A 2226-nucleotide genomic window follows, 5' to 3' on the forward strand; every position below is an offset into this window, starting at 1 on the left:
CTCGGTGATGACGAACTCAGGAAAAGCATTCTCCTATCTCCCGGCGATGTGCGGGGTTGTTCCGCGGCTTGGGACGATTCAAGACTGTGTCCGGGTAGCCACCGAATAACCTCTCCCAATATACCTCTTTTATCAGCTTTTGGGTTAATCCAGACTATGGATAGAATGAATAGTCATAATCCGAAAGAGAAAGCCTATCCTCCTGCACCACCGGAGGCGATCGCACGGGAAGTTATCATCAGGCTCGGCCTTAAAGGGCATGAACGGGTGCTGCATATCGGATCAGATGACGGCACCCTGACCGCTGCCATCGCCGCCTGCCTCCCGAGGGGGAAGGTGACGGGTATCGAGTCATCTGTTGCTCTTCTTACTTCATCAGCGGCGGCATATGGAAAGAACAGGTACAATAATATCGTCTTTCAGATGGGAGAGCTTGCCGATATGGCATACCAGTCCGAATTCGATTCCATCATCTGCCTTGATGCACTGAACCGGGCTTTGGATCCAGCCCGTGCAATCGGCTCCATCAGTAATGCACTTGCAGATGGCGGCCGCCTCCTTCTCCAGGTGGAGGGAACCGGCCCATCAGAGGAGGTGCTTGCCGGGATACAGGTAATCATCTCCGATCCCGCATGGAAACAGTATTTTACCGGCGATTCCCATCAGTTCCTCCTCTTCGGGAAAGATGAGGTGGCAAGGCTCGCTGAGGCAGCGGGGATCACCCTGTCACGGGCCGATCTCGCCCGCAGGGTGGTTCTCCTCCGGGATGCGGGCGCACTCTCCCGGTGGATAGAAAAGAGCTGGCGGTCCCTGATCGGGCAGGTGCCGGGGGAGCGGAGGGAGGAGTTTATCTCAGCACTGGCAGAGAGATACCATGCCCTCTATCCGCAATCAGGTGACGGCTCCTTCCAGATCCCGGTCTCCCGGATCACCCTTGAAGGGAGGGTGGAGCAGGGCTCCACCTGATCTCTCCTTTTAGAACCCGATTGCCTGGAGCAGGTACAGCACTCCCACGATCAGCACTGCGACAACCGGCACGATAAACAGCGCCCGCACCCCGAGCAGTTCCGGAATCGTCTCTGCCGGGAAGACTCCTTTATTCAGGATCGTCCTGTCTAGCCGGGGATAGAGCCGGGCGAAGATCCCTGCGCCTATTACTATTCCGATCATCCCGACGAGTGCATCAAGGGCACCGGAGCCGACCGCGGCTGCTGCGGTGCCGGGGCAGTACCCGAGGACGGCGAAGCCGGCACCAAAGATCAGCCCGCCTATGATGGTGGCACCGGCTGATCCCAGTTTTGTGTGCAGATGGACAAGTCCTGCCGCCTTCATTACGTAGACACCGATCATTCCGACGAGGATCGCGGTCATCATTATCTTAACAACCGTGAAGTCGGTGAGGAGGAGCTGGCCGAGGATAACATCATAGCTGGCAACCCCTCCCTTCTGGAGGAGGAAGCCGAAGATGATCCCGAAGAGGACCCCGAGAAGTACCTGGGCTTTTTTATTGGATCTCAGTTCATCAAATACCATATCTGCCACCTCAGAGGAATGCGAACCCATAGATCATCCCGGCGACGAGTATGCCGCCGATGAAGAAGAAGATCACTGCCACCCAGCTGGCAAGGCCAAGCTGGAGTGTGCCGGATATACCGTGGCCTGAGGTGCAGCCGCCTGCCCACCGGGCCCCAAGCCCCATCAGGATGCCCCCGAGAAGCGCTACTCCCGCCCTGAGGAGGGCATCTGTTCCAAATGCCCCTGCAAAGAGCGGCGGCACCGTCAGCAGGGAGAAGGCACCGGAGAGATATGCGGATATGAATCCCCCGATCAGAATCCCGATCACAATAATCCACTGCCAGTCAGCAGTCGGCGTGATCTTCTGGTAATATGCCATCGATTCGGCCTTCTCACGTGAAATTGCCGTCTCCACCATCCCGGCGGTCTTTGCATATGCAGTCGATGCCCCGAGGGGCCGGTCGGAGAGGAGGAAGGTGATCCAGATAAGGACACCGATTCCCGCTCCGACAATATAGGGCGACCATGTCGCCGCTGTAAACCATTCGATCATCTTTCATCTTCCGTCTGATCTCTCTTCGTTTACGGAACCGGTGCAAACCCGGAACGGCTGTATGCAGTATAGCCGCCGCCGAGGTTCATCACATGGCTGATACCGTTCATCTTCAGGATGCTCGCGGCAATGCTCGCCCGCTGCCCGCCCCGGCACAT

3 protein-coding genes are annotated in these 2226 nt (G+C 57.4%); 1 reads left to right on the plus strand and 2 read right to left on the minus strand.

Going from position 1 to position 2226, the window contains the following annotated elements:
• Positions 1 to 156 precede the first annotated feature (156 nt).
• A complete protein-coding gene (locus QCH34_RS11100) occupies positions 157 to 966 on the plus strand; it encodes a methyltransferase domain-containing protein (protein ID WP_300334124.1) in 810 nt (269 codons plus the stop codon).
• Between the two features lie 9 nt (positions 967 to 975).
• Here QCH34_RS11100 and QCH34_RS11105 read toward each other — a convergent pair whose 3' ends face one another.
• Positions 976 to 1533: a DUF6691 family protein gene (locus tag QCH34_RS11105; RefSeq protein ID WP_300334126.1), complete on the minus strand. Its 558-nt coding sequence runs from the start codon at positions 1531 to 1533 to the stop codon at positions 976 to 978.
• A 10-nt stretch (positions 1534 to 1543) separates the two neighbouring features.
• Positions 1544 to 2068, minus strand: a complete 525-nt coding sequence (locus QCH34_RS11110; protein WP_300334129.1) for a YeeE/YedE thiosulfate transporter family protein — start codon at positions 2066 to 2068, stop codon at positions 1544 to 1546.
• Between the last annotated feature and the right edge of the window lie 158 nt (positions 2069 to 2226).

Source organism: Methanocalculus sp., assembly GCF_029762515.1.
In the GTDB taxonomy this organism is placed as follows: Archaea; Halobacteriota; Methanomicrobia; order Methanomicrobiales; family Methanocorpusculaceae; genus Methanocalculus.

Coding starts and splice junctions, on each gene's coding strand:
- QCH34_RS11100 (WP_300334124.1), top strand. CDS start 157: ATGGATAGAATGAATAGTCATAATCCGAAAGAGAAAGCCTATCCTCCT.
- QCH34_RS11105 (WP_300334126.1), bottom strand. CDS start 1,533: ATGGTATTTGATGAACTGAGATCCAATAAAAAAGCCCAGGTACTTCTC.
- QCH34_RS11110 (WP_300334129.1), bottom strand. CDS start 2,068: ATGATCGAATGGTTTACAGCGGCGACATGGTCGCCCTATATTGTCGGA.